This window comes from Streptococcus oralis (genome assembly GCF_001075875.1).
GTDB classification, from domain to species: Bacteria; Bacillota; Bacilli; order Lactobacillales; family Streptococcaceae; genus Streptococcus; species Streptococcus oralis_I.
Genome location: NZ_JUOS01000123.1, coordinates 1 through 213, shown reverse-complemented (window position 1 = coordinate 213; position 213 = coordinate 1). Strand labels below are relative to the sequence as shown.

General features: G+C 26.8%; 1 protein-coding gene. It reads left to right on the top strand.

What is annotated here, in order from left to right; all coding sequences use genetic code 11:
* A partial coding sequence (locus tag ADM33_RS11475) for a hypothetical protein (RefSeq protein WP_049504087.1) occupies positions 1–213 on the top strand: 213 nt, incomplete at both ends.

The following is a 213-nucleotide window of genomic DNA, read 5'->3' as shown; positions in this document are numbered from 1 at the left end:
GCTGAAGAAGTTAATGAAACTATTCAGAAAATTAATGATATTTACAAAAAATTCAATGAGTCCCAAGATATTGCTTTATATTATACTATGGCTTTAATCAATCTATCGACTAAACAAACTAAGGCTAAAGAATTTGCTGAAATTGCTCAAGAGATTAATGATATTTACAAAAAATTCAATGAGCCCCAAGATATTGCTTTATATTATACTATG